The sequence below is a fragment of the Streptomyces sp. NPDC098789 genome, from assembly GCF_044759975.1.
Taxonomy (GTDB): domain Bacteria; phylum Actinomycetota; class Actinomycetes; order Streptomycetales; family Streptomycetaceae; genus Streptomyces.
This window is the reverse complement of sequence record NZ_JBIWAJ010000002.1, coordinates 642482-668742: the sequence shown is the minus strand read 5'-3', so window position 1 is coordinate 668742 and position 26261 is coordinate 642482. Positions and strand designations below refer to the sequence as shown.

Annotated in this window: 26 protein-coding genes; 16 read left to right on the top strand and 10 right to left on the bottom strand. The window is 72.7% G+C overall.

The genetic code is table 11. The features are described from left to right. Nucleotides 1-10: 10 nt before the first annotated feature. Nucleotides 11-1051 (bottom strand): ABC transporter substrate-binding protein, encoded by a 1041-nt coding sequence (locus ACIQWR_RS07350; protein WP_404005698.1) that lies wholly within the window; start codon nt 1049-1051, stop codon nt 11-13. Nucleotides 1052-1259: 208 nt separating this feature from the next. Between ACIQWR_RS07350 and ACIQWR_RS07345 the strand changes: the two genes are divergently transcribed. From ACIQWR_RS07345 to ACIQWR_RS07335, 3 genes are all read left to right on the top strand, one after another. Then, on the top strand, nt 1260-2555 hold the full coding sequence (locus ACIQWR_RS07345; RefSeq protein WP_404005697.1) for a hypothetical protein: 1296 nt from the start codon (nt 1260-1262) through the stop codon (nt 2553-2555). A 143-nt stretch (nt 2556-2698) separates the two neighbouring features. Then, the gene (locus tag ACIQWR_RS07340) at nt 2699-3574 is read left to right on the top strand and encodes a chitosanase (protein WP_404005696.1); all 876 of its coding nucleotides are present in this window, start codon (nt 2699-2701) and stop codon (nt 3572-3574) included. Between the two features lie 210 nt (nt 3575-3784). Continuing rightward, nucleotides 3785-4216: a hypothetical protein gene (locus ACIQWR_RS07335; protein ID WP_404005694.1), complete on the top strand. Its 432-nt coding sequence runs from the start codon at nt 3785-3787 to the stop codon at nt 4214-4216. Nucleotides 4217-4304: 88 nt separating this feature from the next. On the opposite strand, the gene ACIQWR_RS07330 is transcribed toward ACIQWR_RS07335, so the two are convergent. The 3 genes from ACIQWR_RS07330 to ACIQWR_RS07320 form a co-directional block, all read right to left on the bottom strand. Then, nucleotides 4305-5246: a 3-oxoacyl-ACP reductase gene (locus ACIQWR_RS07330; protein WP_404005693.1), complete on the bottom strand. Its 942-nt coding sequence runs from the start codon at nt 5244-5246 to the stop codon at nt 4305-4307. Nucleotides 5247-5320: 74 nt separating this feature from the next. Next, nucleotides 5321-6397, bottom strand: coding sequence for a Zn-dependent alcohol dehydrogenase (locus ACIQWR_RS07325; protein ID WP_404005692.1), 1077 nt, complete (start codon nt 6395-6397; stop codon nt 5321-5323). Nucleotides 6398-6481: 84 nt separating this feature from the next. Then, nucleotides 6482-7336: a MaoC/PaaZ C-terminal domain-containing protein gene (locus ACIQWR_RS07320; protein ID WP_404005691.1), complete on the bottom strand. Its 855-nt coding sequence runs from the start codon at nt 7334-7336 to the stop codon at nt 6482-6484. 253 nt (nt 7337-7589) lie between these two features. On the opposite strand from ACIQWR_RS07320, the gene ACIQWR_RS07315 reads away from it, so the two are divergent. Together ACIQWR_RS07315 and ACIQWR_RS07310 are read left to right on the top strand one after the other, a co-directional pair. Further along, nucleotides 7590-7949 (top strand): DNA-binding response regulator, encoded by a 360-nt coding sequence (locus tag ACIQWR_RS07315; protein WP_404005793.1) that lies wholly within the window; start codon nt 7590-7592, stop codon nt 7947-7949. A gap of 98 nt (nt 7950-8047) precedes the next feature. Next, complete coding sequence (locus ACIQWR_RS07310) at nt 8048-8581, top strand: SMI1/KNR4 family protein (protein WP_404005690.1); 534 nt, start codon at nt 8048-8050, stop codon at nt 8579-8581. Between the two features lie 102 nt (nt 8582-8683). On the opposite strand, the gene ACIQWR_RS07305 is transcribed toward ACIQWR_RS07310, so the two are convergent. From ACIQWR_RS07305 to ACIQWR_RS07295, 3 genes are all read right to left on the bottom strand, one after another. After that, nucleotides 8684-9871, bottom strand: coding sequence for a lipid-transfer protein (locus ACIQWR_RS07305; protein ID WP_404005689.1), 1188 nt, complete (start codon nt 9869-9871; stop codon nt 8684-8686). A gap of 14 nt (nt 9872-9885) precedes the next feature. Further along, entirely contained in the window at nt 9886-12018 is a 2133-nt protein-coding gene (locus ACIQWR_RS07300; RefSeq protein ID WP_404005688.1) for an acyl-CoA dehydrogenase, read from the bottom strand. A gap of 88 nt (nt 12019-12106) precedes the next feature. Beyond that, the gene (locus ACIQWR_RS07295; protein ID WP_404005687.1) at nt 12107-14017 is read right to left on the bottom strand and encodes a serine/threonine-protein kinase; all 1911 of its coding nucleotides are present in this window, start codon (nt 14015-14017) and stop codon (nt 12107-12109) included. 129 nt (nt 14018-14146) lie between these two features. On the opposite strand from ACIQWR_RS07295, the gene ACIQWR_RS07290 reads away from it, so the two are divergent. Beyond that, nucleotides 14147-14494, top strand: a complete 348-nt coding sequence (locus ACIQWR_RS07290; RefSeq protein WP_404005686.1) for a hypothetical protein — start codon at nt 14147-14149, stop codon at nt 14492-14494. Between the two features lie 29 nt (nt 14495-14523). On the opposite strand, the gene ACIQWR_RS07285 is transcribed toward ACIQWR_RS07290, so the two are convergent. Together ACIQWR_RS07285 and ACIQWR_RS07280 are read right to left on the bottom strand one after the other, a co-directional pair. Beyond that, nucleotides 14524-14784, bottom strand: a complete 261-nt coding sequence (locus ACIQWR_RS07285; protein WP_404005685.1) for a DUF397 domain-containing protein — start codon at nt 14782-14784, stop codon at nt 14524-14526. After that, nucleotides 14744-15592 (bottom strand): helix-turn-helix domain-containing protein, encoded by an 849-nt coding sequence (locus tag ACIQWR_RS07280; protein WP_404005684.1) that lies wholly within the window; start codon nt 15590-15592, stop codon nt 14744-14746. Before ACIQWR_RS07280 ends, ACIQWR_RS07285 begins: the two co-directional genes overlap by 41 nt. Before the next feature lie 134 nt (nt 15593-15726). On the opposite strand from ACIQWR_RS07280, the gene ACIQWR_RS07275 reads away from it, so the two are divergent. The 5 genes from ACIQWR_RS07275 to ACIQWR_RS07255 all read left to right on the top strand — a co-directional run bounded on the left by ACIQWR_RS07275 (nt 15727) and on the right by ACIQWR_RS07255 (nt 20121). Continuing rightward, entirely contained in the window at nt 15727-16122 is a 396-nt protein-coding gene (locus ACIQWR_RS07275; protein ID WP_404005792.1) for an ATP-binding protein, read from the top strand. 83 nt (nt 16123-16205) lie between these two features. Beyond that, nucleotides 16206-16847 (top strand): class I SAM-dependent methyltransferase, encoded by a 642-nt coding sequence (locus tag ACIQWR_RS07270; RefSeq protein WP_404005683.1) that lies wholly within the window; start codon nt 16206-16208, stop codon nt 16845-16847. Between the two features lie 144 nt (nt 16848-16991). Further along, nucleotides 16992-17999 (top strand): N-acetylmuramoyl-L-alanine amidase, encoded by a 1008-nt coding sequence (locus ACIQWR_RS07265; protein WP_404005681.1) that lies wholly within the window; start codon nt 16992-16994, stop codon nt 17997-17999. Between the two features lie 149 nt (nt 18000-18148). Continuing rightward, nucleotides 18149-18997, top strand: coding sequence for a hypothetical protein (locus ACIQWR_RS07260; protein WP_404005680.1), 849 nt, complete (start codon nt 18149-18151; stop codon nt 18995-18997). A gap of 113 nt (nt 18998-19110) precedes the next feature. After that, nucleotides 19111-20121, top strand: coding sequence for an LLM class F420-dependent oxidoreductase (locus ACIQWR_RS07255; protein WP_404005679.1), 1011 nt, complete (start codon nt 19111-19113; stop codon nt 20119-20121). A 232-nt stretch (nt 20122-20353) separates the two neighbouring features. Here the strand turns inward: ACIQWR_RS07255 and ACIQWR_RS07250 are convergent, their stop codons facing one another. After that, nucleotides 20354-21583, bottom strand: a complete 1230-nt coding sequence (locus tag ACIQWR_RS07250; protein ID WP_404005678.1) for an MFS transporter — start codon at nt 21581-21583, stop codon at nt 20354-20356. A 111-nt stretch (nt 21584-21694) separates the two neighbouring features. On the opposite strand from ACIQWR_RS07250, the gene ACIQWR_RS07245 reads away from it, so the two are divergent. From ACIQWR_RS07245 to ACIQWR_RS07225, 5 genes are all read left to right on the top strand, one after another. Further along, nucleotides 21695-22639, top strand: coding sequence for a LysR family transcriptional regulator (locus ACIQWR_RS07245; RefSeq protein ID WP_404005676.1), 945 nt, complete (start codon nt 21695-21697; stop codon nt 22637-22639). A 214-nt stretch (nt 22640-22853) separates the two neighbouring features. Continuing rightward, a complete protein-coding gene (locus ACIQWR_RS07240; RefSeq protein ID WP_404005675.1) occupies nt 22854-23405 on the top strand; it encodes a hypothetical protein in 552 nt (183 codons plus the stop codon). 81 nt (nt 23406-23486) lie between these two features. Continuing rightward, nucleotides 23487-24350 (top strand): DUF4097 family beta strand repeat-containing protein, encoded by an 864-nt coding sequence (locus ACIQWR_RS07235; protein ID WP_404005673.1) that lies wholly within the window; start codon nt 23487-23489, stop codon nt 24348-24350. 132 nt (nt 24351-24482) lie between these two features. Then, nucleotides 24483-25460, top strand: coding sequence for an ATP-binding cassette domain-containing protein (locus ACIQWR_RS07230; protein WP_404005672.1), 978 nt, complete (start codon nt 24483-24485; stop codon nt 25458-25460). Beyond that, nucleotides 25457-26233, top strand: a complete 777-nt coding sequence (locus tag ACIQWR_RS07225) for an ABC transporter permease (protein ID WP_404005670.1) — start codon at nt 25457-25459, stop codon at nt 26231-26233. Before ACIQWR_RS07230 ends, ACIQWR_RS07225 begins: the two co-directional genes overlap by 4 nt. The last annotated feature ends 28 nt before the right edge of the window (nt 26234-26261 follow it).

Genomic DNA, 26261 nt, shown 5'->3' with positions numbered 1-26261 from the left:
GCCCGGGGTGTTACTTGCCGAGGAAGGTCCGCAGGTCGTCGAGGACCTTGTCGGCGGCGGTCACGCCGAGACCGAGGTACCAGGTCTCGTCCGGCACGTCCTTGGCCTGGCCCTTCTTGACCGCGTCCAGGTCCTTCCAGAGCGGGTTGTCCTCGGCGGAGTCCCGCTTGGTCTTGTCCTTGGCGCCGTAGACACCGGTGAAGATCCAGTCGGCGGCGGCCTCGTCCATGCGCTCGGGGCTGACCTCCACGGCCAGTTCCTCGGCCTGCTGGTTCTTGGGGCGCGGGATGCCGGTGTCCTTGAGGATCGTGCCGATGAAGGAGGCCCCGGCGTACAGGCGGGTCTTGCCCGGCATGTAGCGCAGCATGGTGACGGTGGGCTTCTGCTCGCCGAGGTCGTCGCCGAGCTTCTTCGCCTTGGCCTGGTAGGCGTCGAGCTTGGTCTTGGCCTCGGCGGTCCTGTCCAGCGCGGCCGCGTTCAGGAGGTAGTTCTCCTTCCACGGGAAGCCCGGGCGGATGGAGAAGACGGTCGGGGCGATCTTCGACAGGGCCGCGTACTTGTCGGCGGAGCGCAGCTGGCTGCCGAGGATCAGGTCGGGCTTGAGGGCGTTGATCGCCTCCAGGTTGAGGCTGTTGATGGTGCCCACGGACTTGGGGGTGCCCGCGTCCTTCTTGAGGTAGCCGGGGATGCCCTCGTCGCCCTCGGTGGGCGCGTAGCCGACGGGCTGGAGGCCGAGGGAGACGACGTTGTCCAGCTCGCCGACGTCCAGGACCACCACCCGCTGGGGCGCGGCCTTGAGCTCGGTGGCGCCCATCGCGTGGTTGATGGTGCGCGGGAACTGCCCGGCCGCGGCGGTGGTCCCGAAGGCCGCGGTCTTCTTCGCGGCGTCGGAGAAGTCCTTGCCCCCCTGTGCGACGGCCTTCTTGTCGCCGCCGCCTCCGGCCGGGGCGTCCTTGCCCGCCTTGTCGTCCTGACCGCCGCAGGCGGTGAGGACGAGCGTGGCTGCGGTGGCGAGGGCGACGGCGGCCGCGCCGCGGCGTCGGAAGGACATGTCACAACTCCTGGGGGTGGGGGCGGAGACGGGGCGAGGGCCCCGGTTAGGCATGCCTAACCCTAAACGCCCCGATATCGCACAGCACAATCGTCTCCCCCACCACAGCAGAATCGCCGGGCGGCCACCCGTACGTGTGAAGCGGGCTGGGTCGTGCCGCTCGGCAAGGAGTACGAAAACTAGCTTCCTCACCGGAGGTGACGCACAGATGACTGCCTGTGCTGTTGAGGAGCCGGTGACACGAGCGGCGGCGGAGGCCGCCGGAGGCGCCGACGAGGGCGCGGCCGGGGCCGCCGCGGGGCCCGACGGGCCGGCGGCCGAGGACGCGGACGCGGACACCGCGCGGGTCGCGCCGGTCGCGCCGCCCATGCCGCCCGGGCCGCCCGTGCCGCCCGTGGCCGCGGGCCCGGGGTTCGTCGTGGCCGCGGACGGTTCGTACGCCGCCCGGCTGGCCGGCGAGGGGCAGGCCCGCTACCCGGAGCGCTGGACCCTGGACGGCCCCGAGCCGTACGCCGTCCCGCTCCCGCTGGAGCAGCCCGAGGAGGCCGACAGCGAGGTCCTCCCGCTGGCCGACGGGCGGGTGCTGATCCACCGCCGGGTCGCCGGGCACCACGCCTTCTCCCTGCTCTACCCCACCGGCACGCACGGCGGGCCGCACGCGGGGCCGCACAGCGGTCCGCGCACCGGGCAGTTGCCGCTGGGCGCCCTGGAGTGCGGGCGCCTGACCCTGCTGCCGCCCGCGCCGGACGGGCGCAGCGCCTACGCCCTGGCCGTCGGCGAGCGTTCCACGACGGTGTGGCAGGTGGCCGGCGGCAGCTTCGGGCCCGAGTGGGTCGCCGAGGTGCCCGGGCACTGCTCGGGGGGCGTCTGGCTGGACCGGGAGGGGCGGCTGCTGGCCCTGGACCGGGAGCGGGACGGGCGCACCAAGGCCGTCGTGGTGGACCTGGGGCGGGGCGGCGAGGTCTCGCCGCTGCTCCAGATCACCGAGGCCAGTGACGACCACCTGCTGCTGGCCGACCCGGACAGCGGGCTGCTGCTGATCCGCTCGGACGCGCCGTCGCCGGGCGAGGGGGCCCGGCTGGGCTGGGGGGTGCTGGGCAGTTCGCGGCCGGTGCGCTTCCCGGAGTGCCTGCGGGCCGAGGGGGCGACGGCGGTGCCGTTCGCGGTGCAGCCGGGGCAGATGCTGATGCCGGAGAGCTGCGCGGTGGCGCTGCGGATCGACGAGCCGGGTCCGGGGGCCGCCGCGGGTGCGGCCGGGATCGCGCTGTGGCGCCCGGCGGACCGGTACGTCTTCCGGCTCGGGGCGCCCACCGGCTGGGTCGGCACGGGGCTGTGGTCGCGCGAGGGCCGCCTGCGGCTGCCGTACGCGACCGGGGCCGTGCCGTGCGGCGTCGTGAGCCTGGGGCTCCCGCAGGGCCCGCCGCCGCCGCTGCGGCTCGATCCCGAGCCGGCGCCCGCCGCCGCGCAGCGGCCCGTACCGCTCCAGCAGGCGCCGCTGCGGTAGGAGTTCCTGCGGTAGGAGTCGTTCCAGTAAGCCCCGTTGACCCACCGTCACACCGTGCCGGAGGGCTGTTCGGCGCGCCCATTTATATGATAGGTAAGTTTACTAACATAAGCGGAGCGCACCAACTCCCCCCTGGAGGCGTCGTGTTCACCCCTCATTTCCGCACCATTAACGCGCGTCGCACGAGGCTGGCCGTAGGGGCCCTCCTCGGCGCGGCCGTCCTCGCCGTCCCGGTCGCGGCCCACGCCTCGCCCGCCACCTCCCCCGCGGCCACCGCCCCCCTCGCGGCGGCCGCCTTCGGCGCCAAGGCCACCGGCCTGGACGACCCGGCGAAGAAGGACGTCGCCATGCAGATCGTGTCCAGCGCGGAGAACTCCTCGCTGGACTGGAAGTCGCAGTACAAGTACATCGAGGACATAGACGACGACCGCGGCTACACCGCCGGGATCATCGGCTTCTGTTCCGGCACCGGCGACATGCTCGACCTCATCGAGTACTACACGAGCGTCAAGCCGGACAACATCCTCGCCAAGTACCTCCCCGCCCTGCGCAAGGTCGACGGCACCCCCTCGCACAAGGGCCTCGACCCGAACTTCACCAAGGACTGGGCCAAGGCCGCGGCCGACTCCACCTTCAAGCAGGCCCAGGACCACGAGCGGGACCGGGTGTACTTCAACCCGGCCGTGAACCAGGGCAAGTCCGACGGGGTCGGCGCGCTCGGCCAGTTCGCCTACTACGACGCCATCGTCATGCACGGCGACGGCACCGACTCCACCAGCTTCCGCAACATCCGCAAGCGCGCCCTGACCAAGGCCAAGCCCCCGGCCCAGGGCGGCAACGAGACCACCTGGCTGAACGCCTTCCTCGACGCCCGCGTCTGGGCGATGAAGCAGGAGGAGGCCCACAGCGACACGAGCCGCGTCGACACCGCGCAGCGGGTCTGGCTCAAGAAGGGCAACCTCGCCCTGAACACCCCGCTGGACTGGAAGGTCTACGGGGACTCGTACCACATCGGCTGATCCCACCCCGGCTGATCCTCGGCCGGACCGCACGAAGTGCCGGGGGCGGCGTCCGCCCCCGGCACGCGTGCGTCGCCGTCCGGCCGGGGCGCTACGGGGTCGGCCGATAACCCTCTCGGATCTCCCGCACCACGCTCCTAAGCTGCGCTCATCGTTGCCGCCCGCCCTGCACACATGCGCGGGCGACGCCACCATCGGGGGAGATCAGCCGTGAAGGCCAAGCGTGTCCAGCAAGTGCTCGAAGTCGTCGCTCCGTTGCTCGCAGCGGGCGAGAGCGTGGAGGTGGCGACCTTCGCCAATGTCGGCAGCGTCTCCGCCAAGCGACTGATCGGAACCGCGGTCGTCGTCGGCATCGCCACGGCCGGCATGTTCACGGCGATCGCCCGGCCCCGGCCCATGTACGTCGCGTTGACCACGGACCGCGTGCTGTTCTTCGGCTGCGACGAGCTCTCCGGACGGCCCAAGAAGGAAGCGGTCATGACCCTCCAGCGGGAGTGGCTCAGCATCGCCTCCACGAAGAAGTTCCTGCTCGCCCTCACCGTGCACGTGCAGGTCGAGGGCTCGGACAAGGCCCTGAAGCTGTCCTTCCCGCGCAACACCCACGACGCCGCCCGCACGGTGATCGCGGCCCTGTCGAGCTGACGGCACACGAGCGCGCCCCGGCCGCCGTCATCGAGGTGACGGCGGCCGGGGCGTGCGGGCGTACGGGCGTACGGGCGTACGGGTCCCGCTAGTCGTGCTTGAGGCTGAGGACCTCGGTCGCGGCGAAGGTCTCGTTCGCGGGGCGGGCCTCGTAGTGCGGGGTGAGGAGCTCGTCCAGCTCCTCGTAGGAGAAGGACTCCTTCGTCGTGTCGAACTTCGCGGCCACCTTCGGCCGCTCCATCACCACCACGATCCCGCCGTGCACGACGAAGAGCTGCCCGTTCGCCTTCGCCGAGGCCGGCGAGGCCAGGTAGCCCACCAGCGGTGAGACGTGCTCCGGCGCCAGCGCGTCGAGCTTGCCCTCCTCCGGCACCTGGAAGCCCGCGAAGACGTCCTCCGTCATCCGGGTACGGGCCCGCGGGCAGATGGCATTGGCCGTGACCCCGTACTTGCCCAGCGCCAGCGCGGTCGAGGTGGTCAGCCCGACGATGCCGCCCTTGGCCGCCGCGTAGTTCGGCTGGCCGGCGCTGCCGCCGAGGAACGCCTCCGAGGAGGTGTTGACGATCCGGCCGTAGACCGGTCCGCCCGCCGCCTTCGAACGCTCCCGCCAGTGCACGGACGCGAAGTGCGTGGTGTTGAAGTGGCCCTTGAGGTGGACCCGGATCACCGAGTCCCACTCGGCCTCCGACATCGAGAAGACCATCCGGTCGCGCAGGATGCCCGCGTTGTTGACCAGCACGTCGAGCTTGCCGAAGCTGCTCACCGCCAGCTCGACCAGCTCGCGGGCCTGCTCGAAGTCGGCCACGTCACCGAGGTGCGCCACCGCCTGCCCGCCCGCCGCGCGGATCTCGGCCGCGACCTCCTCGGCCGGGGCGGCCGAGGCCTCGCCGGAGCCGTCGCGGCCCGGCTGGCCGAAGTCGTTGACGACCACGCTCGCGCCGAGGCGGGCGAGTTCGAGCGCTTCGGCGCGCCCGAGCCCGCGCCCGGCGCCGGTGACGATCGCGGAAAGTCCCTCTAGGGGGAGCGACATGGTGCTCTTTCCTCTCGGGTCGGATCGGGTCGGATCCGCTCGGATCGGGTCGGATCCGCTCAGCTCGGATCGGGTCAGAGTTCGATGCAGGTGCGCAGGGCCACGCCCGTGCGCATCTGGTCGAGCGCGTCGTTGATCTCGGCCAGCCGCACCCGGTGCGTGATCAGGCCCGCCAGGTCCACCCGGCCGGCCCGCCAGAGGTTGATGGTCCGCTCGTAGGACCGCAGGACGTCCCCGCCGCCGTACATCGACGGCAGGATCTTCTTCTCGTCGAAGAACAGCGAGAACATGTTGATCGAGTAGTTGTCGTCGAGGGCGCCCGCGCCGACCACGACGACCGAACCGCCGCGCCGGGTCATCTCGTAGGCCGTCTGCGTGGTCTGGGACTTGCCGACCACCTCGAAGACGTAGTCGAAGCCCTCGCCGGCGGTGATCCGGTTCTTGGCGTCGGCGAACGCCTCCGGCGAGACCGCCTCGGTCGCCCCGAACCGCAGGGCCGCCTCGCGCCGCGACGCGACCGGGTCCACGGCGATGATCTGCGCCGCGCCCTGCACCTTGGCGCCCTGGATGACGGAGATGCCGACGCCGCCGCAGCCGATCACCGCGACCGTGGAACCGGCCTCCACCTTGGCCGTGTTGATGGCCGCGCCGAGGCCCGTGGTCACCCCGCAGCCGATCAGGGCGGCGATGTCGAAGGGGACGTCGTCGGGGATCGGTACGGCGCAGCCCGCCGGGACCACCATCTCCTCGGCGAAGGTGCCCGTGCCGGCGAAGCCGAAGATGTCGCTGTCCCCGCGGCGGAAGTTGGGGGTGGCGACGTTGCCGAAGGCCTCCAGGCACAGGTGGCCCTGGCCGCGCTTGCATGACGGACAGTGGCCGCAGGGCGGCAGCCAGCAGACCAGCACCCGGTCGCCGATCTTGTGGCTGGTGACCCCGTCGCCGACGTCCACCACCTCGCCCGAGCCCTCGTGGCCGGGGATGAAGGGCGCGGGCTGCGGCAGCACCCCGCTCATCGCGGAGAGGTCGGAGTGGCACAGGCCGGTGGCCTTGATCCGGATCTTCACCTTGCCGGGGCCGAAGCCCACGGCCTCCATGTCCTCGACGACTTCGAGCTTGTCCTGGCCTATCTGGCTCTGGAGTGCTGCGCGCACGGTGCGGCTCCTCTGCTGGAGGTACTGGTTCTGTCGCTCGTAGCTGGTGGCTCGTAGCTCGTACGGTCGTTACGCGTGCTGTCGTTACGCGTGCTCGACCACGGTGTCCGCGAGGACCGGCGCGTCGTCCCGCTCGGCCGCGCTCACCGTCACCTGCACGCGGCCGGGCTCCTGCCACATCCGGATGCGGAGCGTCTCGCCGGGGAAGACGATCCCGGCGAAGCGGGTGCGGTAGGCGCGCACCCGGCTCACGTCCCCGCCCAGGACCGTGTCGACGACGGCCTTGAGGGTCATGCCGTACGAGCACAGCCCGTGCAGGATCGGCTGGTCGAAGCCGGCCAGCTTGGCGAACTCGGGGTCGGCGTGCAGCGGGTTCCAGTCGCCCGACAGGCGGTACAGCAGCGCCTGCTCCTCGCGGATGCGCCGCTCCTCGACGCGGTCGGGCGCGCGCTCGGGCGTCTCGCCGCGCACGGACGGGCCGCGCTCCCCGCCGAAGCCGCCCTCGCCGCGGACGAAGAGCTGCGCGTCGCTGGTCCACAGCGGACCGTCGGCGTCGGCGACCTCGGAGCGCAGCACGATGACGGCCGCCTTCCCCTTGTCGTAGACGGCGGCGACCTTGGAGGTGGAGGTGGCCAGCCCCTTCACGGGGATCGGCCGGTGCAGCTCGATGGAGTGGCCACCGTGCAGTACGGCGGTCAGGTCGACCTGGATCCCGGGGGCGGCGAGGCCCCCGAGCATGGCCATGCCCGCGCCCGCGACCGTGGCGAAGCTGGGCAGGACGTGGAGCTTGGACTCCAGGGTGTAGCGCAGCTCGTCGGGGTCCGTGGCCGGCAGGCCGGCGCCGAGGCCGAGGTGGTAGAGCTGGATGTCCTTGTGGTCCCAGCCGATCTCCCCTACACGGGGGTCGGCGGCGAGGGCCTTGGCGGCATCGATCGGCATTGAGGATGCTGCTCCTTGTTCGTGGAAGACCTCGGTGCGACCGTCCGCACCGTCGGCCGCACCGAGGTCGTATGCGGGTCGGCCCCGACGCGTTCACGACGTTCTAGAACGCGTTCTAGGACCGATGAAGGAATGTATAACGCACGTCCCAGCACTTGGGAAGACTCCTGACCTCTCGTCAGTTTCCCCTTTGGCCGGGTGTGTTCCCTGCCTGCGCGCGCACCCGGCGACCTACCCTGACCCCGTGAACGAAATGCCCCGGGAGCACCGGCCCACCAAGTCCCTGCGGGTCCTGCTGCTCCCGCCGGACCCGGCCCTGGCCCTGCGGCTCGGCCTCCAGCCGGACATCGAGGTGGTGCCCTCCACGACGGCCCGCCCGATGGTGGCCCTGGTGCAGGAGCCCGAGGCGGTGGCCGCCGTGCACGAGGACGACCCGGAGTGCGCGGTCCTGGTCGTGACGGGCTCGGCCCACCCCGGCCTCCTGGACGCGACCCTGGCCGCGGGCGCGGCCGGGCTCGTCCTGCGCGACGTACCGATCGAGGACCTGGCCGACTCGATCCGCCGCGCCTCGATGGGCGAAACGGTCATCGACCCGGCCCTGCGCCCGTCCTGAGGGGGCTGCGCCGACGCCGGCCGCGAGGCGCCGCCGAGGCGGCACCCGCACGCGGTGTGACCGACGCGGATCCACCCATCCCCCGGAGAGGACCCGGCATGACCAACGGCCTCAGGCGCCTTCTTGAAATCGCCCCAGCCCCGAGCGAGCCTCGCCGAAAAGAATGGAGTGGGGCAGAGGATCGCCTCGGGGTTCAACTCCCCTCGGACTACAAGGAACTCATCCACATCTACGGTGGAAGCAACTGGGATGACTACCTGTACGTCCTGGAGCCCGACTGCCCCAACGAGAACTATGACCTCATCGAGTGGTCGGAAGACCAGACCGAAGCCCTTGAGGGTTTGTGGGAGTTCGAGAAGAAGCCGGCGGAGCTGGAGGTCGAAGGGACCCGGGTCGTGCCGTGGGCGACCACGGACAACGGGGAATGCCTCTACTGGCTCGCCCGCCCCGGCATTGAGCCGGACCAATGGACCGTCATGGTGAACGAGGCCCGCGGCGACCGTTGGGAGCACTTCCCGTTGTCCTGCACGCAGTTCCTCGCGTCGGCCCTTGACCGCGAGCTCAGGTCGACGATCCTCTCGTCCCTCTTCCCCCTCGCCGTACATGAATTCCGCCGGCTCGGTACGGCATGACGTAGCCCCGCCATTCGACCCCCGGGCAGGGCGAGGCCCTCGGCCTGCCCGGGAGCCTCGCGGGCGAAGGCCAAGGCATCGCCCCCTCCCCCGCAGGGCCCGCTACTTGCGCAGCAGCGTCACCACCGCCGCGCCGCCCAGGCCTATGTTGTGCGCGAGGCCCACGGAGGCGCCCGGGACCTGACGGGGGCCGGCCTGGCCGCGCAGTTGCCACACCAGCTCCGCGGCCTGGGCCAGGCCGGTGGCTCCCAGGGGGTGGCCCTTGGAGATCAGGCCGCCCGACGGGTTGACCACCCAGCGGCCGCCGTAGGTCGTCGCGCCGCTCTCCACGAGCTTGCCCGACGCCCCGTCCTCGCACATGCCCAGCGCCTCGTAGGTCAGCAGCTCGTTGACCGAGAAGCAGTCGTGCAGCTCGATGACGTCCACGTCCTCGATCCCGAGCCCGGAGCGCTCGTAGACCTGCCGCGCGGCGGCCGCCGTCATCGGCTTGCCCACCACGTCGATGCACGACCCGGACGCGAAGGACTCGCCGGTGTCCGTGGTCATCGACTGCGCGACGATCTCGACGGCCCGCTCCCCCAGCCCGTGTGCCTCCACGAACCGCTCCGAGACCACCAGCGCCGCCGCCGCGCCGTCCGAGGTCGGCGAGCACTGGAGCTTGGTCAGCGGCCGGTGGATGGTCTTGGCGGCGAGGATCTCCTCGACCGTGTAGACGTCCTGGAACTGCGCGTTCGGGTTGTTCGCCGAGTGCCGGTGGTTCTTCGCGCCGACCGCCGCCAGCTGCGCCTCGGTGGTCCCGTACCGCTCCATGTGCTCGCGCGCCGCGTTCCCGAAGATCTGCGCCGTCGGCGGGGTCATCTCGAAGCCGTGCCCGGCGGCCATGATCCCGTAGTGCCGCGCCACCGGGGACGTCTTGAAGTCGCCCCCGTCCGCGCCGCCGCCCAGCGCGCCCCTCTTCATCTTCTCGAAGCCGAGCGCGAGCACGCAGTCGTTGAGACCGCCCTCGACGAACTGCCGGGCCATCATCAGCGCCGTCGATCCCGTCGCGCAGTTGTTGTTGACGTTGTAGACGGGTACCCCGCTCAGGCCCAGCTCGTACGCGGCCCGCTGCCCGGCGGTGGAGGCCTGGAAGCAGTAGCCCACCGGCACCTGCTCGACCAGCCCGTAGTCCACGCCCGCGTCCGCGAGCGCCGCGGTCCCGGCCTCCTTCACCATGTCCCAGTACTGCCAGTCCCGCGACTCCGGCTTCTCGAACTTCGTCATGCCGACGCCCACGATGTACGACTTCATCTGGAGTTGCCCCTTCAGTCCCTCGGAAGGCCGAGGATGCGCTCGGCCACGACGTTGAGCTGGACCTGCGTGGTGCCGCCGGCGATGGTCAGGCAGCGCGACATGAGCATCCCGTGCACCGCCCGCTCCCCCGCCCCCTCGCGCACCGCTCCCGCCGGGCCCAGCAGTTCGAGCGCGAGCTCGGCGGTCCGCTGCTGGTGCGGGGTCTGGACGAGCTTGCGCACGGACGCGCCCGCGCCCGGCTCCAGCCCGGACACCTGCTGGAGGGTGGTGCGCAGCCCGATGCAGGCCAGGGCGTGCGCTTCGGCGGCGAGTGCGCCGATCCGGGCCCGGCCCGCGCCGTCGAGGTCGGCGCAGCGGGCGATCAGCGCTTCGAGGCCGGTGTCGAAGGTCATCTGGTCGGCCATGTGGACGCGTTCGTTGCCGAGGGTGTTGCGGGCGACCTTCCAGCCGCCGTCGGCCGCGCCGACCAGCGCGTCGGCGGGCAGCTCGACGTCGTCGAAGTACACCTCGTTGAAGAGGGCCTCGCCGGTGATCTCCTTCAGGGGGCGCACGTCGATCCCCCGGGCCGCCTTCATGTCGACGACGAAGTACCCGAGCCCCTTGTGCTTGGGCGCCGCCGGGTCTGTCCGGGCCAGCAGGATCCCGAAGTCGGCGCTGTGCGCGGAACTCGTCCACACCTTCTGTCCGTTGACCAACCAGCTGCCCCGCTCCGTGCGCTCCGCCTTCGTGCGCAGCGAGGCGAGGTCGGAGCCCGCGCCCGGCTCGGAGAAGAGCTGGCACCAGGTGACGTCCCCGCGCAGGGTGGGCAGCAGGTACCGCTCGCGCTGTTCGGGCGTCCCGTAGGCGAGCAGCGAGGGCACCACCCAGGTGGCGATGCCGAGGTCGGCGAGCTTGACCCCGGCCTCCTTCAGCTCCTGCTGGACGACGAGCTGCTCGACCGGGCCCGCCCCGAGCCCGTAGGGCGGGGGCAGGTAGGGGGCGGCGTAACCGGTGGGGGCCAGCAGCCGGCGGGCGGCGGCCGGGTCGAGGCCGCGCGCGTCCGCGATGGCGCTACGGGCCCGCTCCCGGTGGGCTTCGGCCGTCGCCGGGAGTTCCAGGCGCAGCTCGCGCCGCGCGCCACCGGCGGCGAGCCGCACGGCCCGCACCCGGTGGCCGTCGCCGGAGCCGAGGAGCTGGCGGGCGACCAGCGCGCGGCGCAGGTAGACGTGGGCGTCGTGCTCCCAGGTGAAGCCGATCCCGCCGAGGACCTGGATGCAGTCCTTGGCGCAGGAGTAGGCCGCGTCCAGGGCGGTCCCGGCGGCCAGCGCCGCGGCGAGCGAGCGCACGTCGGGCTCCTCGTCCAGCGCCTGCGCCGCGTCCCAGGCCAGCGCGCGGGCCTGTTCGAGGCGCACCAGCATGTCGGCGCACAGGTGCTTGATCCCCTGGAACTGCCCGATGGGCCGGCCGAACTGCTCGCGCACCTTGGCGTATTCGGCGGCGGTGTGCAGCGCCCAGGCGGCGGTGCCGCAGGCGTCGGCGGCGAAGAGAGCGCAGGCCGCGTCCCGCACGAGGGTCGCCTCCAGCGGCAGCAGCCGCCCGGGCGGTACGGCGACCCCGCGCGCCCGCACCTCGGCGGTGGGCCGGGTCGGGTCGGCGCTCTCGTGGGTGCGGATGTCCAGCGCGGCGGCGTCCACCGCGAACCACAGGGTGCCGTGCGCGGCCTCGGCGGCCAGCACGACCAGATCGGCCTCGCCCGCGCCGAGCACCGGGGGCGCGGTCCCGTCGAGCAGGTGCCCGCCGCCCTCGACGGCCACGGCGGTCAGCGTCCCGGGCCCCAGCGCCACGGCCCCGACCCGCCCGTCCAGCGGCTCGGCCCCGGCCCGCTGGAGGAGTACGGAGGCCAGCGCGCTCGGCAGGAACGGCCCGGGCAGCGCCCCGCGCGCGGCCTCCTCGACCACGACGGCGAGGTCGAGCAGGGTGCCGCCCTCCAGGTGCGGCGCGAGCAGCCCTGATTCGACGAGCGCGTCCCAGTAGGCGGGCCGCTCCCCGGCCCGCGGCGCGGTGTCGAGGAGCTTGCGCACTTCCTCGGGCGGCACGGCGCGCGCCACCCAGCCGCGCATCGCGTCGGCCAACTCCCGCTGTTCCTGTGTGATTCCGATGCCCATGCGCGGCAGAGTAGAACACGTTCCATTCTGACGGAAGGTCAGAAATGAAACGTGTTCTCCACTGGCGTGCGCGGCCCGGGCCGCCGGATCAGCGCGAGTAGTAGTACCCGTCCCCGTGCGCGGCCCCCACGTTGTGCTGGATGCCGGACGGATCGCTCCTGGTGAAGAACGAGGCGTCCAGCGTCCCGCAGAACTGGCCGTTCGACCGACCCTGGTCCTCCGCCCCGGCGCTGAGGTTGATCCGGGCCCCGCCGTTGCTCGCCGACGTCACCCGCGCCGTGTACTCGCAGTGGCCCATCTGGGTCTCGGCGATCAGTCGGACGGACCCGGACTTGGTGATGACCACGGTGTCCGGCTGGCCGATGTTGAACTGGCCCGCGTAGTTCCAGGAGCCGACGAAGTACGAGGGGACGAGGCCGCCGTCGGAGGAGCCGCCGCCGCTCGGCGAACCGGAGCCGCCGGGGGTCGAGCCCCCCGCCGCGGCCCCGCCGGCCGCCGCACCGGAGCCCTTGGTCGGGGCGGGGTCCTTGCCACCGGCCCCGCCGGGGCTGCCCGCGCCCCCGGGCGCCGCACCGCCGCCCACGGCCGCGCCGCCCGCGGCGGGCCCGCCCTGCGCGCCCCCTTGAGCGGCGCCGCCCGGGACACCGCCCGCCGCCCCGCCGACCTGGCCCGGGGGCTGCCCCGGGACCGATGCCCCCGGGGAAGCGGAGGCACCCGGGGGCGGCGACCCGGCCGCCGACCCCGAAGGCGAGCCGCTCCCGGCACCCGGCGTCACCGGAGCGCTCGCGGCCGGCGGCGACGCCTTGTCCGCGTCCCTGGCGTTCCCGAAGGGCTGGATCAGCGCCACCGTGCCACCGCCGACCGTGAAGACGAGCACGGCGGGGACGGCGATCGTCCACCGCCGCCGCGCCTTGCGCTCGCCCCCCGGTGCCCTGCCGGGATCCACGGGAACGACCACCGGGCCAGCCGGGGGCCCGTCCGCCGCGCCCTTCTTCCGCAGGTCGACCGTCGCCCGGTCGGTGGCCGGGGCCTCCTCGCGTACGGGCGGCGCCGCCTCCGCGTCGAGCAGCTGCGCCGCCTGCTGGGCGAGCCGCGCCACCACCTTGGGCGGCAGCCACGCCCCGCCGGACTTCTTCGGACGCACCCGCTCCGGATCCGCCAGCAGCTCCTCCACCCCGGGCCGCTCGTCGACGTCCTTGACCAGGCACCGGGCGATGAACGCGCGCAGCGCCTCGTCCTCGACCGCCTCCAGGGCGGGCTCGCCCTCCACGATCTGGAACATCACGGCGTGCTGGTTGCTGGCCCCGTCCCCGAACGGCAGCTTGCCCGTGGCCGCGTACACCAGCACGCAGCCCAGGGTGAAGACGTCGCTCTTCGCCCCGGCCCGCTGCCCGCGGACCTGCTCGGGCGACATGAAACCGGGCGAACCGATGGCCATGCCGGTGCTGGTGAGCAGCGACTCGACGGAGGTCTCCAGGGCGCGCGAGATCCCGAAGTCGATGACACGGACGCCCTCGACGGTCAGCATCACGTTCGACGGCTTGAGGTCGCGGTGCACGATCCCGGCCGCGTGGATGTCCTTGAGCGCCCGCAACAGCCCGTCGGCCAGCGCGTGCACGGAGTCCACGGGCAGCGGGCCGTGCCGCCGTACGATCTGCTCCAGCGAGAGCCCGGGCACGTACCCCGTGGCCACCCAGGGCCGTTCCGCCTCCGGGTCCGCCTCCAGGACGGGTGCGGTGTACGCCTCGCCGACCTTGCGCGCGGCGTCGATCTCGCGGCGGAAGCGGGCCCGGAACTGCGCGTTCGAGACGTGCTCCTCGTGCACCACCTTCACGGCGACCGTGCGCCCGCTCTCGGACCGGGCCAGGTACACCCGCCCCATCCCCCCGGCGCCGAGCCGCCCGAGCAGCAGGTACGGCCCGATCCGGGGCGGATCCGTGGCGGTGAGCGGTTTGATGCCCCCGTCGACATTGTCGTCACTGTTTAACGCGATGCCCATGCTGCCCGCCCCCGGTGATCCCCTGTGGTCGCCCGAACCGACTCCCCGTGCGTTCGAACACGCCCCAGGGTAGAGGGAGTTCCGTGCAGGATGAAGGCAGGCCCACGTCAGGAAGGATCACCGATCACCGTGAGCGCACCGCCGTGCCCCCGCTGCGGCCGGGAGCTGGAACCGCTGCCCGTCTACTACATGCGCAACCGCTGGCGCGGCGCACCACCACGCCCCAGGTCGGAGCTGTGGTGGAGCTGCCCGGCGGGCGACTGGCTGGGCTGGCAGAACCCGAACAGGGGGCCCGGGCCGCTGCACACGATGCGGCTGTGGCCGGGCGGCTGCTTCTTCTGCGGCGACGACGACACCACCTGGGTCGGCGAACCCTGGCAACGGGAGGAAGACGGCGAGTGGCGGGACTGGATGGTCTGCCTGAGCTGCGGCACCAGCAACCCGCGCCGGATCCCGCCGCCCGACCCGGACCGCTGAGGCGGCCGGGGCGGGCGGTACGCGTGTCCTCAGAGCCCGCGCACGAACTCCGCGAAGGCAGCGGGGCTCACGGTGAAGGCGGGCAGCTGGGGGTTCTTGGAATCCCGGACGGCGATCCGGTGGGGCTGCGCGGCGACCTCGACGCACCCGCCGCCGGTGTCGCCGCTGTACGAGGACTTCTGCCAGGTGGCGCCGCCGAGGGGGGCACACTCGACGCACTCGCCGCCGGTCGTTCCGCTGTACGAAGACTTACGCCAGCGTGCGCCCGACAGGTCCTGGATGGTGTCCATAACGTTCCTCCATTACACGGGCGATCAAGGCAGCCGAATCCCCAACGGATAGGGCAGTGGCCTGCAAGTGATCGTAACGGAGCGAACCCTCCCTGAGAGCTTGTGGATTGGCCGTCATATGACCCTGGACGAAGTCCTCCGTGTAGACGATGTCAGGGTCGTCATCGAAGCGCAGAACCGTGAACGAGCCGTCCAATCCCACGTGGGCGCCCACGCCGAACGGCAGGATCTGCACCTGCACCCACTCCCGTCGCTCAAGGGTCAACAGGTGGGCCAGTTGGTTCCTCATGACCTCCCTGCCACCCACCTCTTGATGCAGCACGGCCTCGCTCATCACGACCCACATCAGTGGCGGGTTCTCGCGCTGGAGGATCCGCTGGCGGTCCATCCGAGCCTCGACCTTCGCGTCCAGCCCGTCATCGGTCCGCACGCCCAACAGCGCCCGCGCGTACTCCGGGGTCTGGAGCAACCCGTACACCAGCTGCGCCTGGAACGAAGAGATGTACGCGGCCTTCGCCTCCATCTCCGCGTACGCCTGGAACCACGTCGGGAGTTGGCTCCGCAGCACCAGCCCCACCAGGCGCGAGAACATCCCGTCCGTGCCCAGCGCCGCGTCCACGCGCTCCGAGAAGTCCCGGGTCGGGACCTTCCGCGCCGTCTCGATCTGCCCGATCAGGGAGCCCGTGCAGAAGATGATGCTGCCGAGCGCGTGCTGTTTGAGTGCGGCTTCCTGGCGCAGGCGGCGCAGTTCGAAGCCGTAGTAGTCCAGCGGCGAGGCGCTGGGATCCAGGTCGCGGATGTTGACCATGAGCGGTCACCCCCAAGTACACGCCGTGAGGCGTTCGTTTCGGTCCGTAGCCGAGCGTAGTGAGACCGCTCCACCCTGGTGACGTGAATCACGTAACTGACTACTCCGCGACGCAAGTTGACGGCACCTACCGGATGGGCTTCACCGTGGGTGCGCACTCGGCCCGGCACATGCGGCGGATCCTGCGGATGCTGCTGGCCCGCTGGGAGCTGGCCGCGCTGGCCGACGGGGCCGAGCTGGCGCTGACCGAGTTGGTCGCGAACGTGGTGCGGCACGTGCCGGGGCGGGGCTGCGCGGTGGTGATCCTGCTGCGGCCGCGCGGGCTGCGGGTAGAGGTGGCGGACGGGTCCCCCTCCCCTCCCCGGCTCTCGCGCGACCCGGCGCCCTTGGGCGAGGGCGGGCGCGGGCTGCTGCTCGTCGAGGCCGTCACGGACCGCTGGGGCTCGGCCGTGACGGCGGGCGGCAAGACGGTGTGGTTCGAGTGCGACCGGCCCAGCCCGCGCAGAGCACCCCGCGGGACCCGCCCGTAGCGCCCTACCGGGCAGTAGGGCAGCATGGGCCGCCACCCGCCCCGCGCGCACCCGCCCGCACCCGTCCCACCAGGAGGAACACCATGGCCAGCCCCAAGCCGGAGACCCTCGCCGCCTTCGAGGCGGCCAAGGGGTTCATGCCCGTACGGGAGGGCCTCGCGCTGTACGCGGCGGCCGCGGAGGCCGCCTCGCTCGGGCTGCCGCTGCTGGAGGTGGGCACGTACTGCGGGCGCTCCACGATCCTGCTCGCCGACGCGGCCCGCGAGGCGGGCGTGAGCGCGATCACCGTGGACCACCACCGCGGTAGCGAGGAGCAGCAGCCGGGCTGGGAGTACCACGACCCGACGGTCGTGGACCCGGAGGTCGGGCTCATGGACACCCTCCCCACCTTCCGCCGGACCCTGCACGCGGCGGGCCTGGAGGAGCACGTGATCGCGATCGTCGGGCGTTCGCCGAAGGTAGCGGCGGCCTGGGGGGGCCCGCTGGGCCTGGTCTTCATCGACGGCGGGCACACCGACGAGCACGCCACCGGGGACTACGAGGGCTGGGCCCCGCACCTCGCGCCCGGCGGGACCCTGGTCATCCACGACGTCTTCCCGGACCCGGCGGACGGCGGGCAGGCGCCGTACCGGATCTACCTGCGGGCGCTGGCGTCCGGGGCCTTCGAGGAGGTCTCCGTGACGGACTCGCTGCGCGTCCTGCGCCGCACGGGCCCCGGCATCTGACCTCACGGCCTGCTGGGCTGCTGGGCTTCCGGCCGTCTGACCTGGGGCGACGCGCCGCGGCGGGACTCCATCCGGCCGTGCGCCCGGCCCTCGGACGGGTCAGGATCCGGACGGGGAGCCGGGGCGGGGTCTAGCATCGCCGACGTGCCGTACGACGACAGTGCCCCGCAGCCCGAGTCCGCCTCTTCGGTCGCCCCCGACCGGCCCTGGTTCACGCGCCGCTCCACGCTGGCCGTGGCCGTCGCCGCCCTCGCGCCCCTCTGCCTCGCCGGGTGGGTGCTGGTGGAGGTGACCTCCGGGGCCGGCGCCGACGACGGTCGGCCCCCGGCCGCCGCGAAGCCGCCGCTCGCCCCGCCCTCCTCGCAGCCGCGCCCGCAGGGCAGCGCCTCCGCCTCCGCGAGCCCGTCCGCCTCGGCGAGCGCGTCGCCGTCGGCGTCCGCCTCCCCGGGCGCGTCCACGGCGGCGGTCCCCGGCAAGGGCTCGCTGGCCGGACGCGTCGTGGTCATCGACCCGGGGCACAACGCGGGCAACTTCAAGCACACGAGCGAGATCGACAAGCAGGTCGACATCGGCACGAACATGAAGGAGTGCGACACCACCGGCACCACCACCAACGCCGGTTACATGGAGGCCGAGTTCACCCTCGACGTCTCCCGGCGGATGGCCACGATCCTGCAAGAGAAGGGGATCAAGGTGGTGTTCACGCACCGCGCCGACCGCCCCTTCGGCCCGTGCATCGACGAGCGGGCCCGGATCGGCAACGAGGCGAACGCCGACGCGGTGGTCTCGGTCCACGCCGACGGCGTCGCCGCGGGCAACCGCGGCTTCCACGTGATCCTGCCGGCGAAGGTCAAGGGCGGGTCGGCGGACACCGCGAAGATCGTCGGCCCCTCGCGCGAGCTGGGCGAGCGGATCGCGGGGAACTTCACCCGCTCGACGGGCTCGGCACCCTCCAACTACGTGGGCGGCGGCACCGGCCTGGTCGTCCGCGACGACCTCGGCGGGCTCAACCTCTCCACGCGTCCGAAGGTGTTCATCGAGTGCGGGAACATGCGCGACCCCAAGGACGCGGCGCTGCTGACCAGTCCGGATTGGCGCGAGAAGGCGGCCCAGGGCATCGCGAACGGCATCGTCGGCTTCCTCGGCGGGTAGGAGAGGGGGCCGGCTACGACCCCTGACCCCTCGGGCGCGCGAAACGTCCGTACGATGGTGCCCGCCCGCCGCCCCGCTCCGCAGTGGACCGCGGCACCGTCGGCGCCACGAGACGACGAGACGACGAGACGACCGAGAAGGACATCCAAGTGAACATCCGCTCCCTCACTAGAGGCGACGGCGTGGTGATCGGAGCAGCGGTGCTGCTGTTCATCGCCTCGTTCCTCAACTTCTACTCCGTGGACTGCGCCGGGCTCGCGGCCTGCGAGGCCCGGATCCCGAACGCGTGGGACACGGACCGGCTGAACATCGTCCTCCCCTCGGTCTTCCTGACCGGCATCGCCGCCGCGGCGCTGATCATCTCCACCCGGCTGCTGCCGGCGGGCCGCAAGGTCGCCGGGCAGGGCCTGGAGGTCTGGGGCGCCGGTCTCGCCGTCGCCGCCGCGTGGTCCTCGCTGTGGGCGCTGATCGTCAGCCCGCCCGGAGCCGGGCTGGGGGCGGGCAGCGTGATCGCCTTCCTGGCGAACATCGCGCTCGCCGTCGTCACCCTCGCCGGGTCGAAGATCCCCGCACTGGCGGGCTCCCTGGTGCCCGCGCCGAAGCCGCAGGTCGCCCAGCCCTACGGCGGCCAGCCGCAGCCGGGCGCCGGGTACGGCTACCCGGGCGGTCAGCAGCCCGCGCCGTACGGGACCACCCCGCAGCCCGCACCGCCGTACTCCGGCCACGGCGCCCCGGCGCCCACCCCGGGCCCGGTGGCCCCGCAGGACTCGCAGCCGGCCGCGGGCGCTCCGGGCGGCGACTTCGCCCCGTTCTGGTTCGCGGTGCCGGTGGCGCGCCCCCTCTTCGCCGAGGACGGCTCGCCGACCCCGATCGCCGAACTGGTGCCGGGCACCTGGTACCTGGCGGTGGACCAGCGCGGTCCGGCCGCGCTGGTGGCCCAGACGCCGGACAACCGGCGCGGCGTGCTGAACGACACCTCGGGCATCCAGCGCGGCTGAGCCCGCGCCCGCCCGTACCGCTGGACCGACGGCCCCCCGCCCTTCCGGGCGGGGGGCCGTTGGCCTACAGTCTCCTGACGCCCCGTCAGATAAGGCTCGCGGAGGGACCGTACATGCGCCTCGGACTCGCACTCGGCTACTGGGGCCGCGGCCCCAACCCGGCCCACCTCGACCTCGCCACCGAGGCCGAACGGCTCGGCTACGACTCCGTCTGGACCGCCGAGGCCTGGGGATCGGACGCCTTCACCCCGCTCACCTGGATCGCCGCGCACACCACCCGGATCCGGCTCGGCACCGCCATCGCGCAGATGGCCGCCCGCACCCCGACCGCCACCGCCATGCACGCCCTCACCCTGGACCACCTCTCGGGCGGCCGGATGATGCTCGGCCTCGGACTGTCCGGCCCGCAGGTGGTCGAGGGCTGGTACGGCCGCCCCTTCCCCGCGAGCCCGCTGACCGCCACCCGCGAGTACGTCGACGTCATCCGCCAGGTGCTGCGCCGCGAGGCGCCCGTAGCGCTCGACGGCCGCTTCCACACCCACCCGTACCGCGGCGCCGACGGCACCGGCATCGGCAAGCCGCTGCGGCCCATCACCCACCCGCTGCGCGCGGACCTGCCGCTGCTGCTCGGGGCCGAGGGCCCCAAGAACATCGCCCAGACCACCCGGATCGCGGACGGCTGGCTCCCGCTGTACTGGTCCCCGACCCGCACCGACGTCTACCAGGCCTCCCTCGCCGAGCTGCCCGAAGGCTTCATGATCGCGCCGATGGCGCGGGCCCACGTCTGCGACGACGTCGCCGAGGGGCTGCTCCCGGTCAAGGCCATGCTCGGCTTCTACATCGGCGGCATGGGCCACGCGGCCCGCAACTTCCACGCCGATCTGATGGCGCGCATGGGGTACGAGGAGGAGGCCCACCGGATCCAGGAGCTCTTCCTCGCGGGCCGCAAGCAGGAGGCGGTGCTCGCCGTACCGGACGCCTTCGCGGACGAGATCTCGCTGATCGGGCCGCGCGAGCGGATCGCGGAGCGGCTGGAACTGTGGCGCAAGGGCCCGGTGACCGACCTCCTCCTGACCGCCCCGGACCCGCACACCCTGCGGGTACTGGCGGAACTCAACGCATGACCCCCCTCTGGGGGCGCCTCAATCGCCGGCGAGGCTGAATCGCCCAGGACCGACAAATCCAGCCCCGCCGACGTTTGAGGCACTCACCGACAGGGCCGCCGAATCCAGCCTCGCCGGCGTTTGAGGCGCCCACCGACAGTGCCCTCAAATCCAGCCCGCCGGCGAATGAGGAACTCACCGATAGGGCCGCCAAATCCAGCCCCGCCGGCGTTTGAGGCGCCCCCGGAGGGACCTAGACGGCCGGATCCCCGCCGGGCGACACCGGCACGCGTTCGTCCCGCCGCGGCAGCAGCAACGGCGTACCCAGCATCAGCAGGCCGGCCACGGCGATCGCGGTGCGGGGGCCGGTGAGGCCCGCCAGCAGGCCCCACAGCCCGGTCATGGCCGCGATGGTCAGCTTGCTGGTGACCGACCACGCCGACAGGGTGCGGGCGATGCGGTCCGCCGGGAGCCGTTCGAGCCGGTAGGTGGCGAAGACCGGGTTGAAGACGCCCATGCAGGCGATCAGCCCGAACTCGACCACGACGACGAGCGCGAGCCCCGCCGCGCCGGGGCGGACGAAGGCCAGCCCGAGGGACCAGCAGGCGCGCAGCGTCCCGGTGGTGAGCAGGACCCGGCGCCGCCCGAAGCGGGCGACGAGCGGGCGGGCCAGCCGGGCGCCGATGATGCCGCCGACACAGGGCAGGCCGAAGGCGAGGCCGTACTGCCAGGGGGCGAAGCCGAGGTCGCCGAGCATGAGCACGGCGAGCAGCGGCAGGGTAGCCATGATCAGGCCGCCGACGAGGACCGTGTTGAAGAACAGGGGGCGCAGGGTGGAGTGGGTCAGGACGTACCGCCAGCCCTCGAAGAGGTCGCGGGGGCTCATTCTGTGGCCTGCGGTGCGCACGGGTCGGGGCTCGCTGCCGCAGATCGCGGCGATCCCGGCGGCGGAGAGCAGGAAGCTGACCGCGTTGGCCACCACGGTGAGCACCGGTCCGAAGAGCCCGATCGCGGCCGTGCCCAGCGGCGGCCCGAGGACGGAGGCGGTCCAGTTCGTGGTTTCGAAGCGGCCGTTGGCGACGAGCAGGTCCGCGGGCCGCACGAGCCCCTTCAGATAGGCGCCGCTGGCCGCGCCGAAGGCGATGTCGGCCGCGCCGACGACGACGGACACGACCAGGAGTTGTGCGAAGCCGAGCAGGCCCAGCGCGTAGGCGGCGGGGACGCTCAGCAGCGCCGCGCAGCGGACCAGGTCCATCGCGACCATCACCGGCCGCTTGCGGCGGAACTCCACCCACGGCCCGAGCGGCACCGCCACGACGGCCCCCACCGCGAGACCGACGGCCGCCAGCACCGACACCTGGGACGGCCCGGCGTGCAGCGCGAGGATCGCGATCAGCGCGAACGCGTCGAAGGCGAGCCAGGTGCCGAGGGTGCTGATCCCGTACGCCGCCCAGAGCCACCCGAACCTCCGACCCACGCCCATCACCCCGTTCCGCTCCGCCTCCCCCAGAGCTAAGCGAGCGGGAGGGCGGCCGGTCAAACAACCGATCCGCGATCCGTACACAACCGTGCGTTGTGGAGTAGCCTCCCCGACGTGGACCTCGAAGCCGTACGCACCTTCGTCACCATCGTGGACGCCGGCCGCTTCCAGGCGGCCGCCGCCGACCTGGGAGTCACCCAGCAGGCCGTCTCCAAACGCATCGCCGCGCTGGAGAAGGGCCTCGGCGCGCAGCTCTTCGCCCGCACGGCGCGCGGCGCCGAGCTCACCATCGACGGGCGGGCCTTCCTGCCGCACGCGCGCGAGCTGCTGCGCGTCGCCGAGCGCGCGGTCGCGTCCGTACGGCCCGGCCGCCGGGCGCTGCGGGTCGACGTGATCGCCTCGCGCGTGGCGGCGTCGGGCCTGATGCGCGAGTTCCACCGCGCGCACCCCGAGTTCGAGCTCGACGTGCTGATGCTCTTCGACATCGAGGCGGCGGTGGCCGCCGTGCGGTCCGGGGAGATCGACGCGTCCTTCCGCGCCGTGTCCGCGCCCGGCCGGCCGCTGCCCGGGGACGTCGCGTCCGTGCGCGTGCTCGACGAACCGCTCCAGCTCCTGACCGGCCCCGCCCACGCGCTGGCGGGCGCCCGGTCGGTGACCCTCGCGCAGCTCGCCGGGCACCGGATCTGGATGCCCGGCCTCGTCCCCGGCACCGAGTGGGCCGCCTACTACGACGACCTCGTCGCCGAGTTCGGCCTCACCATCGAGGCGACGGGCCCCAACTTCGGCTCCGACGCCCTCCTCGACACCATCGCGGACACCCCGGCCCTGGCCACCTTCATGGGCGAGCACACCCGACTCGTCTGGCCCGACGGACACGGCCTGCGCCGCATCCCGGTGATCGACCCGACGCCGGTCTACCCGCACTCCCTGATCTGGCGCCGCGACAACCCCCAGCCGGCGCTCGCGGCGCTGCGCGAACACCTCGCGGCGGCGCGTACCGGTGGCCCGGAGGGCCCCGACCGCCGGACGTGGACGCCCGCGTGGGCGCGGCGGAGGTGAGGTGGAGGTGAGGTGGCGCCACGGTGGCGCCATTGTTTGCCCGGGTGGCGCCACCTGGGGCCACCTTCCCTATCGGCCTATAGGCCCCTGAGCTGCACTTTCATGCGCTGATTTGATCAACAGAACCCCAGAGCGACCTCCCGTGGCGCCATGCGGCGCCAAAATGGCGCCACAAAAGCTGGCTGTGGCGCCATTCGTGTGCCATGCTTTCGCCATGGACCTCACGCCCTACGTCGATCACCTCCGGAACGAACTCGCGGTAGCCGCGGAAGCGGGCGGCGCCGAATCCCGCGCCCTGGCCGAGCGGCTCACCGCTCCCCTGGAGTCGGCCGCCCGGCTGACCCTGCTGAACGCCCTGTCCGCCGCCATGGGCGAGGTCACCCAGGACCTCGCCCCGGGCTCGGTCGACGTACGGCTGCGCGGGCTCGACCCCGAGTTCGTGGTGACCGCCCCCCCGGCCCAGGAGCCCTTCGTGTACGGGGGCACCCTGCCGGAGCACTCCGCTCCCGCGGCGGCTCCGGTCCCCGTCGCGGCGCCGGCCGGCGAGGGCGACGAGGGCGGCACGGCCCGCATCAACTTCCGCCTCCCCGCCCACCTCAAGAACCGCGTCGAGGACGCCGCCGGCCAGGAGGGCCTGTCGGTCAACGCCTGGCTGGTCCGGGCCGTCGCCGCGGCCCTGGAACCGGCCGGACCGGCCGCCCCGGCCGCCCCCCTCTCCCCGGGCCGCTCGCGCGGCCAGCAGGGCTTCACGGGCTGGGTCCGCTAGACGACCGCGGCACGACCGCACCGCCGTAGCAGCGCACCTCTCACCACTTCCGCTCCACCGAGCCAAGAGGACGGCACCACCATGTCTGCATTCCAGATCTCCCACCTCACCGAGACCTTCCAGACCCCCGAGCCGATCTCCGCCTCCGTCGAGTTCGAGCTCGGCACCATCCGCGTCACCGCCACCAAGCGCTCCGACACCGTCGTCGAGGTCCGGCCGAGCAACCCGGGCGCGGACATCGACGTGTGGACGGCCCAGCAGACCAAGATCAACTACTCGGCGGGGCAGCTCTTCGTGAAGGGGCCGCGCAAGCGCTCGCTGTTCGGCCGCAGCGGCTCGCTCGACATCGTCATCGCCCTGCCCGCCGGCTCGGAGCTGCGCGGCGACTGCCCCATGGCGGACTTCCTGTGCTCGGGACCGTTCGGGCAGGTCCGGCTGAAGACCTCGCTCGGCGACCTGCGCGTCGAGGAGGCGGCCGCCGCGCACCTCACCACGGGCCACGGCAACACGCACGTCGACACCGTCACCGGCAACGCCGAGCTGTCCGGGTCCGGGCGGATCAGCGCCGACGTCATCGGCGGCGCCGCGATCGTCAAGAACTCCAACGGCGACATCGCCCTCGGCGAGGTCCACGGCCACCTGAAGGCCACCACGTCCAACGGCTCCGTCTCCGTGGGCTCCGCACACGCCGGGGTCGAGGCCAAGTCCGCGAACGGGCACATCAAGATCGGCGAGGTGGCCCGCGGCCAGGTCGCGCTCCAGACCGCCGCCGGGAACATCTCGGTCGGCATCGCCCGCTCCACCGCCGCCTGGCTCGACGTGAACACCCGCGTCGGCAGCGTGCGCAACGGCCTCACCACCACCGACGGACCCGCCGACACCGACGAGACCGTCGAGGTCCGCGCCCGCAGCGGCGCGGGCAACATCGAGGTCCACCGCGCCTGACCCACCGGCCCACCGGCCCATCCCCATCCCCATCCCCAGCCCCAGTCCCAACACCCGCCCCAGTCCGAGCCCCAGTCCGAGTCCGAGTCCGAGTCCCAGCCCCAGCCCCAGCCCCGGAGGAGTGACCCCGCCATGCCCACAGCCGTCGCGACAGCGACCGCCACCTCCCGCACGTCGCCCGCGATCAGCGTCACCGGTCTGACCAAGTCCTACGGCGACAAGAAGGTGCTGGACGGCATCGACCTGCACGTCGCCCCCGGCACCGTCTTCGCCCTCCTCGGGCCGAACGGCGCGGGCAAGACCACCACCGTGCAGATCCTCACCACCCTCATACCCGCGGACACCGGTCAGGTCCGCGTCGGCGGCCACGACCTGGCCCGCGAGGCCGCCTCCATCCGTGGCGTCATCGGCGTGACCGGCCAGTTCTCGGCGGTGGACAATCTGTTGACCGCCGAGGAGAACCTGATCCTCATGGCAGACCTGCTCCACCTCGGCCGCCGGGAAGGCAGGCGCCGCGCCGCCGAGCTGCTGGACCGCTTCGACCTGACCGAGGCCGCCCGGGGGCCCGTCTCCACCTTCTCCGGAGGCATGCGGCGCAAGCTCGACCTGGCGATGACCCTGGTCGGCGACCCGCGCGTCATCTTCCTCGACGAGCCGACCACCGGGCTCGACCCGCGCAGTCGCCGCACGATGTGGGAGATCATCCGAAATCTGGTCACCGAGCAGGGCGTCACGATCTTCCTCACCACCCAGTACCTGGACGAGGCCGATCAGCTCGCCGACCGGATCGCCGTCCTCGACCACGGCAAGCTGGTCGCCGAGGGCACCGCCGAGGAGCTCAAGCGGCGCATACCCGGCAGCCACATCCGGCTGCGGTTCGCCACGGCGGCCGAACTGGACGCCGCCGACGCCCTGTTCGCCGCCCTCGACCTCGACCGCGAGGCACTCACCCTGGACCTCCCCGGCGACGGCAGCCCGGACACCCTGCGGGCCGTCCTGGACGTCCTGGAGCACGGCGGGGTCCGCGCCGAGGAGCTCTCCGTGCACACCCCCGACCTCGACGACGTGTTCCTCACCCTCACCGGACCGAAGCGGGAGAACGCGCGATGACCACCCTGGCCCATTCCGTCACCGACTCGGCGACGATGCTGCGGCGCAACCTCAGGCACGCCCTGCGCTACCCGTCGATGACCATCTCCGTCGCCGTGATGCCCGTACTGATGCTGCTCCTGTTCACCTACGTCTTCGGCGGCGCCCTCGGCACCGGCACCGGCTCGGAGCACTACATCGACTACATCGCCCCCGGCATCATCTTGATGTCGGCGACCGCCGGGGCGGTCGCCACGGCCGTCGGGGTCTGCGTCGACATGACCGAAGGCATCGTCAACCGCTTCCGCACGATGCCGATATCCCGGGCCTCGTTCCTGACCGGGCACGTCGTGGGCGGTGTGATCCAGACCCTGATCAGCGTCGCCCTGGTGACCGGCATAGCCCTGCTCATGGGCTTCCGGCCCACCGCCACCCCCGTCGAGTGGCTGGCCGTCGGCGGGCTGCTGACCGGGCTCGTGCTGGGCCTCACCTGGCTGGCCGCCGCGATGGGGCTGGTCGCCAAGACCCCCGAGACCGCGAGCAACCTGCCGATGCCGCTGCAGTTCCTGCCGCTCCTCGGCAGCGCGGTCGTCCCGACGGACTCGATGCCGACCGGGCTGCGCTGGTTCGCCGAGTACCAGCCCTTCACCCCGATCATCGAGACCCTGCGCGGCCTGCTGATGGGCACGCCGATCGGGAACGACGGGCTGCTGGCCTTCGCCTGGTGCGCGGCCCTGGCCCTCGTCGGCTACCTGTGGGCGCGGTCCGTCTTCAACCGGGACACGACCCGCTGATGCGCCGTACGCACCACGTGGTGAGGAC